This is a genomic window from Secundilactobacillus folii (genome assembly GCF_009720675.1).
In the GTDB taxonomy this organism is placed as follows: Bacteria; Bacillota; Bacilli; order Lactobacillales; family Lactobacillaceae; genus Secundilactobacillus; species Secundilactobacillus folii.
The window spans coordinates 48,728-54,933 of the sequence record NZ_WNJO01000013.1; the positions used below are offsets into that span (position 1 = coordinate 48,728).

General features: G+C 40.1%; 5 protein-coding genes and 3 tRNA genes. 3 read left to right on the forward strand and 5 right to left on the reverse strand.

Annotation, left to right across the window (positions count from 1 at the left end):
• Positions 1-78 precede the first annotated feature (78 nt).
• On the reverse strand, positions 79-1,275 hold the full coding sequence (locus GM612_RS10100) for a cation:proton antiporter (RefSeq protein ID WP_343031887.1): 1,197 nt from the start codon (positions 1,273-1,275) through the stop codon (positions 79-81).
• A gap of 84 nt (positions 1,276-1,359) precedes the next feature.
• Between GM612_RS10100 and GM612_RS10105 the strand changes: the two genes are divergently transcribed.
• Positions 1,360-1,911, forward strand: coding sequence for an NUDIX hydrolase (locus GM612_RS10105; protein WP_155432245.1), 552 nt, complete (start codon positions 1,360-1,362; stop codon positions 1,909-1,911).
• 42 nt (positions 1,912-1,953) lie between these two features.
• Here GM612_RS10105 and GM612_RS10110 read toward each other — a convergent pair.
• Together GM612_RS10110 and GM612_RS10115 are read right to left on the reverse strand one after the other, a co-directional pair.
• Positions 1,954-2,038: transfer RNA gene (locus GM612_RS10110), tRNA-Leu, on the reverse strand.
• A gap of 65 nt (positions 2,039-2,103) precedes the next feature.
• Positions 2,104-2,177: transfer RNA gene (locus GM612_RS10115), tRNA-Pro, on the reverse strand.
• 116 nt (positions 2,178-2,293) lie between these two features.
• Here GM612_RS10115 and GM612_RS10120 point away from each other — a divergent pair.
• Positions 2,294-2,366, forward strand: a tRNA-Thr gene (locus GM612_RS10120).
• Positions 2,367-2,490: 124 nt separating this feature from the next.
• Here the strand turns inward: GM612_RS10120 and GM612_RS10125 are convergent.
• Positions 2,491-4,023 carry a glycoside hydrolase family 30 protein gene (locus GM612_RS10125; RefSeq protein ID WP_155432246.1) on the reverse strand — a complete coding sequence of 511 codons (1,533 nt, stop codon included), beginning with the start codon at positions 4,021-4,023 and terminating at the stop codon, positions 2,491-2,493.
• 1,182 nt (positions 4,024-5,205) lie between these two features.
• Between GM612_RS10125 and GM612_RS10130 the strand changes: the two genes are divergently transcribed.
• Positions 5,206-5,550 carry a hypothetical protein gene (locus tag GM612_RS10130; protein WP_155432247.1) on the forward strand — a complete coding sequence of 115 codons (345 nt, stop codon included), beginning with the start codon at positions 5,206-5,208 and terminating at the stop codon, positions 5,548-5,550.
• A 123-nt stretch (positions 5,551-5,673) separates the two neighbouring features.
• On the opposite strand, the gene GM612_RS10135 is transcribed toward GM612_RS10130, so the two are convergent.
• Complete coding sequence (locus GM612_RS10135; RefSeq protein WP_155432248.1) at positions 5,674-6,051, reverse strand: PH domain-containing protein; 378 nt, start codon at positions 6,049-6,051, stop codon at positions 5,674-5,676.
• Between the last annotated feature and the right edge of the window lie 155 nt (positions 6,052-6,206).

A 6,206-nucleotide genomic window follows, 5' to 3' on the forward strand; every position in this document is an offset into this window, starting at 1 on the left:
ATGGCCAATTTTGTTGATGCACTAATGCATTTCAAAAAATTAATCGAATGTCCCTGTTCATTCAAAAAAGCACTTAGCTCAGTTGTCACTTTTTACTGCCACTTGTCTAGCCTGCTGCTTTGGTCCGGTTCTCAGTGACTGTTTCAGCATGAATGGTGCAATCATCGTCGCTAAAATAATGACTAAAACCATCTTAGAGTACGTCGCGTTTGACAATAAGCCAGACTGCAACCCAATCTGAACAGTGATCATGCCCATTTCACCTCGAGAGATCATGCCGGTACCGATCACGTAGCTACTGTGGTTGCCAAACCCGGTTAAACGGGCACCCAGACCGCAACCTAACAATTTACTTAGGCAGGCTAGAATAGTCATGACAATAATCAGCCACAAGGATTGTCCTAAATAGCGAAATGACATACTCAACCCGATCCCAACGAAAAATAACGGAATGAAGGCCGCATAACCGATAGGCTCGGTGTGTGCTTCGACAACTTCACGATACGGCGTATGAGCGACAGCAATTCCGGCAAAAAAGGCGCCAACAGCCCCACTCAGCCCGACAGCGTTAGATAACCAAGCCATCGCGAGACAGATTACCATTGACATGATCGTCACACTAGCGTTCATCAACATTCGTTCACTAAGCGACATCAGGTATGGCGCAATCCAGCGCACAACCAAATATGTACCACCAAAGAAGGCTAGCTGTTCTAAAAGTATCAACGCTAAATTCGTGTGCGACCCAGCTGTATTTAATCCCTGCGTACCCATCAAGCTGATCATAATCGACAGTAAAATAACACCCATAATATCGTCGGCAACAGCTGCACCGAGAATCGTTGCCCCTTCGGAGGTATCCAGAGCGTGGTAATCGCGAAGAACTGCTACTGATATCGAAACTGACGTTGCACTAAAAATAACACCTATGTATGTTGCTTCGAACAATGAATAGTGAAATGCAGTTGCTGCGCCGCCCATTAGAACCACCGGCATAATAACGCCGCTCAACGCTACCACAATGGCTGGTTTAAAGAAGCGCCGTAACAGCGTCAAGTCGCTTTCCAATCCGCCAATAAACATCAGTAGGACAACCCCAATGTCTGAAAAAATACTCAGTATCTGAGTTGGCTGAACCCAGTTAAGAATCGCCGGTCCAACTAAGATACCAACCAGAATTTGACCGATCACGGATGGAATACCAAGACGGGTCGAGAAGTGCCCTGCAAAAGTGGTTAAAACTAATAGGAGGCATAATGTTCCAATGAAGTTCACTTGAACCACCTCTTGTAGTAAAATGGTGCTGCTATACACAGTACTAATTAGAATATAACACGAACCTGAAAGGAAATCTTGCACATGTTTAAAAATTGGCATCAATCTGGCAAAATTAAACGGCGTCAGCGTCAATATCAAGGCCGAGTCTTCGCGGTCGATCAACTTCAAATCGACACGCCAGATGGTCTGACTGTCGAACGTGATTTGATTCATACTGATCCAACAATTACGATTTTAGCGGTGACTCCGGATAATCAGGTTGCGTTAACCAGCGAGTACCGAGTCGGGATCAATGCGGATTCAGTTTCGTTGCCTGCTGGCATCATCAACCAAGGTGAGTCACCAGAAGATGCTGCCAAACGCGAGTTCAAAGAGGAAACTGGTTTTATTGCTGACTCGGCTACAGTAATGACCACCATCACTTCTTCTGAGGGCTTTATGGATCAAACAGCTGCGCTAATGCTGCTCAAATTTGATCCGCAAAACAAAACCGAGACTCATTTTGATGCTGACGAGTACGTGAATGTCCAGCTTGTCAGTCTTAACGAAGTCCTGCAATTCCTTAAACAGGGAAAGATCAATACTGCCCAGGCGCTAGCTGCGGTGGGCTACTATCAACTTTTCATTGCTTAAAAGGCAAAAAGGGAACGTGCTCATGCACGTTCCCTTTTAATATACCGGAGATGGGGTTCGAACCCACACGTCCTCAACGGACACTGGATTTTGAGTCCAGCGCGTCTGCCAGTTCCGCCACTCCGGCATAAGCATATTTGTAAAAAGCATATCTTACTCACTCGAAGAATCCAAGCCTTTTATGATATACAATCGGGAAGACAGGATTCGAACCTGCGACCCCCTGGTCCCAAACCAGGTGCTCTACCAAGCTGAGCTACTTCCCGATACCTTGATAAAATACCAACTTTATAAGTATACTACGCTCGGTTTATTTTGACTAGTTAATTTTCATTTTCTAGAAGAAATGCATTGCTTCAAGTTCATGTAGTATAATATAAATGCCGCTGTAGCTCAGAAGGTAGAGCACTTCCATGGTAAGGAAGAGGTCATCGGTTCAAATCCGATAAGCGGCTTGCACGAACTTTTGGGAAATATGAAAAAAGCAACCAGCGTGAGATTTAACGTTGATTGCTCTTTTTTAAATTAAAAATATTGAAATTATAAACAAAAAAGTATTCAGTAAAATCTGTCAACCGACTATTTATAATTATTAGCAGGCGTTGGGTTTAATGGGAATGAATCATCTTCAGGAATTTTTGAAGTGTTAATCTCATGAACTGATTTATGCAAACTGACTGTTCCCCATGCTGGAACCACAACTGTTTGCCAAGCAGCCCCATCGCCATTTACGGTAACTGCTGCTGTAATCGGCTCACTAGAAGGATTATATAAGTGGGCTGTCAGGCTTCCCTCTGCTACAAATGCAACCGAGCCAAGACCACCTTTAATGCCATCTGTTGTGTAGTTAGAAGATTGGACAACGGTTGCACCGACTGGAACATCTTGGCCAAAGTTTCGCAACATATAATACTCAAGATTCCGTTGGACCTTACCCGTTTTATGATCGATAGTGACCACCCCACGGCGACCAGTTGAATCTGCAGCATTTGGTAAACCGCGTTCGTCCAGCGCTAAATTCCACAAAGTAATCATACTAAGACCATGACGTACTAACCAATTACCAATCGAACCAAACATAATATGTGCAGCATCTTCTGGAGTTTCCTCCATCATGCAACGACGTTCGGTCATAACTAACTGCCAGTTTGGATAACGACGAATACCGTTGAATAAATTATTATATGGAACTGCATACGTGTGCACAGCTAACCCGTCGATTGAAGCCGCCTGCTCAGGGGAAACATGTTCGCTAATTGGTGTGTCCAGAGCATGTAAGCTATCATCATTGATAAAAATCTTAGTAGACGGAAATGATTGGTCCAGTGCTCGACGAAGATATGTTTTAGCAAATTCTGCTTGTTCATCAAGAGTCCAAACCATCGATGGCCAGTGTGAAGCATTAGAAGGCTCATTTTGGACAGTCACACCGTAAATTGGAATCCCCAATTTTTGATATTCTTCAATGTATTTTACAAAATAATTAGCATAGACTCCTTCAAACGAATCAATAAAGGGATCATAACCATTCCCTGTAAATTCGCCAAATCGTAAACGCCCGCCATGAGTTAAATGGCCTGTGTTCTTCATCCATGCAGGCGAAGACCAAGGAGAGGCAATGATTTTTACAGCCGGATTAATTGCTAGAATTTTCTGCAAAACTGGCACAATATACTTTAAGTCTTTAGTTGCATCCGATGCTCCAGGCTTGCCGGTACCGATTGAAAAATGTTCCAGTTTATAATCTTGTTCACCAAATGGAACGTCATCATACGTATAATATTCCTGGCTTTGGAAATCACATGATCCTAAGGGAATCCGAAGTGTTGAGAAACCGCCTTGATCTGGATCAAAAAGTTCATGGAGTAATTGATCACGTTGTTTTTCGTTTTGGGAGTGCCAAATCAGAGATGCTGCAGAATCCGTCAATGCAGCTCCAGCCCCAATCCAATCCTGTTGTTTGATTGCGGGATCAATTACGATTGGTATAGCTTGGTCAGGCTTTGATGAGTACTTTGGTGTACTAAGTGGTTCCCGTTTCTGGGTTAAATCTCCGGAAGTGGCAGTCCAAAATTCATTCGTATACTTTTGACTTGGTCTATTTGTAGACATTCAAATACATCCTTTCTTCACAACTCAGCTAATCGAATGCTATTCTTAGCATTCATTTGTTCTGGTTAGCAAACTAATATAACAGTTTAAGTTTACTTTGAAAACGGTTTCTTTGTCAATAGAAATTGTTCAGTAGATTACTGACAATTTCTGAAAGATAGTTTGCTAATGAAGTGTATGCAGACTTTCAGGTTAGCAGACAAATTAGGCATTGCAAGGCTGGTAAATCCATTTCATGATTGTTACAAATAAAGAAGCTAAGTATAGTTGAGATGTTAAGGACTGATACCCAGTCAAGGTAGGATACTTTGAAATGTCATAAATAAATTTTGCTGGAATTAATCAAACAATCAAGGAGAATATCAAATAGCGTTTAAAACTTGGAATGCTCCAAAAAAATATAGAGAGGATTACGATGAAAGGTCATTAAATCAGATGTTCTTCAGATAGCGCTTTTTCTCAAATTTTCTCTATTGAGAATTTAGTAATGAACCACAAACTAACATGGTACTTCTATAATATGCCTCTGTAATTTGATTTCGGAACTGTGATTATAATTTGACAGCAACAAATAAAACTTTATTTAACTAGTTGCAGAAAAGTTGTCCCAAATTAGCCGTCACGCGTCAGAAATAATATTGTACTTTACGTATACCCTGTTATACTGAAATTATGGAGTTATATGTAGGTAAAGCAAATGGTTAAATCTGCAACCTGTACTATAGTATAGAACAGCAAAACAAACATAGTTCAACTAACAGACAAACTTACTACTGATTCTAGTTCACAAAATATTCACTAATAAACATTTAAAAATACGAGTGACATGGCAAAAGTTGTACAGAATAATCATATTGGAATTTTTTACTATAAATTCAGTTCGGATACCTCAGTTAATAATGCTATTTTCAGTATAATTTGATATGCGTGAATTTGCTGATTGAAATTGATGATTAACTTGTTCATAACAAGCAAGTCAGAATTAATTCAACTATTACAGTTTAAAATAACTATAAGGGTTGATAATATGTATTTCTGCTAGTCGTAAAAACTTTGAACCTAAAATATTCAAATGGTTAAAATACGGGTTTTTTAAATCAAAGCAACAAGCGAAAATCAAAATGACAATAAATAATCATATTACTCTACATAGCCAGTTAACCCAGAAAGGTTGGTGGTATCATGGCACAGGGACACCATTTCAAGAAAAAACAAGCGTCTTACCACTGGTTTACAGTTGGTGGAACTTTTCTATTCTTTTTTGAGATTTTGAAGCCAATTATTAAATGGCTTGCCCACGTGACAGCTGGTTTTTGGGCGATTATTTGGTCCGGAGTCGAACTATTATTAATATGGCTCATTCCTATTATTGTCGTTTTGATGATCATGCGGTTTGTATTTTGGCTTTTGGGTGTCAATGCTGATACCCCCACCGATGATAGCTGGGATTCCGGCTATGATAATGGCTGGCTAGATAGTTGGGCAATGCACTCGCATGATGATGACAATTGGCATGATATATATTGATTTTCACACGATTAAAAACCCGCCTTCTGAGCTTTAAAATATGGCTCAGAAGGCGGGTTTTTTAATATATACAAATGGTTTTGCTATTCTCATTTCGCAATGACTTTCTTTAAAAGGTAGACCTTATGCACGATAGGTCTTTACGACCTTAAATGATTTTTTCGACCAATTTACATTCCAACTGTAGTGATAATTGCTATTATATTTCCCGTGCTTACCACCTTCTAACATCCACATAAATCCACCCTGTGTTCGATACCACGTTTTAACCACTTCACCTTTATGTAAAGTGACTCTTTTGACTGTACGATATGCCACAGAACCCCCAATTGTTCTAACCTTTTCTGCTTTAGTTGCTTTCTTTACACGCACTAAGTATATTTTGTCTCGATAGTGATCTTGCCAGGCTGCGAGAGCGTTGACTGGCTTGGCAATTGCCACGGTTACGAAGTCTATTCCCAATACCAAACTTGTACTGAGTATCTTGGTTACTAATTTCATAATGTATATCTCCCTATAAGATTGATTTAACGGAATAATCATACATCTATAATAAAATGAATGCTAGAGGTGTTTAACGTTAAAAAAGAACAGCAAGGTTTAATTAGGTGTCTAATTAAACAGCAATCGAAAAAACAAAAAAAGTAGTCATCGAA

Bases quoted from the DNA above. Each gene is read 5' to 3' on its own strand.
- GM612_RS10105 (WP_155432245.1), top strand. From the start codon at position 1,360: ATGTTTAAAAATTGGCATCAATCTGGCAAAATTAAACGGCGTCAGCGT.
- GM612_RS10125 (WP_155432246.1), bottom strand. From the start codon at position 4,023: ATGTCTACAAATAGACCAAGTCAAAAGTATACGAATGAATTTTGGACT.
- GM612_RS10130 (WP_155432247.1), top strand. From the start codon at position 5,206: ATGGCACAGGGACACCATTTCAAGAAAAAACAAGCGTCTTACCACTGG.
- GM612_RS10135 (WP_155432248.1), bottom strand. From the start codon at position 6,051: ATGAAATTAGTAACCAAGATACTCAGTACAAGTTTGGTATTGGGAATA.